Source organism: Bradyrhizobium sp. sGM-13 (assembly GCF_018398875.1).
Taxonomy (GTDB): domain Bacteria; phylum Pseudomonadota; class Alphaproteobacteria; order Rhizobiales; family Xanthobacteraceae; genus Bradyrhizobium.
The window spans coordinates 1-269 of record NZ_JAGWDK010000303.1; the positions used below are offsets into that span (position 1 = coordinate 1).

Below are 269 nucleotides of genomic sequence, written 5' to 3' on the forward strand. Positions count from 1 at the left end.
GCGATGCGCGGCCGGCGTGAGGTGCCCGCAGCCTGCGAGGACTTCCTGGCCGTTGCGCGGTCTGGCGCGTCGGCACCCAAGGTTTCCCTGTCCATGGATGACGTCGCGCTCATGACCTACACCTCCGGCACCACCGGCATGCCCAAGGGCGCGATGCTGAGCTACCGCAACGCGCTCTTCAAGAGCGCGGCGGCGGCCCATTGCAACGGACTGCGCGGCGACGACGTGTTGCTGGCCATTGCGCCGCTGTACCACATCGCTGGCAAGGT

Annotated in this window: 1 protein-coding gene; it reads left to right on the forward strand. The window is 68.4% G+C overall.

Features of this window, described 5'->3' with window-relative positions; translation table 11 throughout:
- Positions 1 to 111: 111 nt before the first annotated feature.
- A partial coding sequence (locus KJQ96_RS42575; RefSeq protein ID WP_249735114.1) for an AMP-binding protein occupies positions 112 to 269 on the forward strand: 158 nt, incomplete at its 3' end.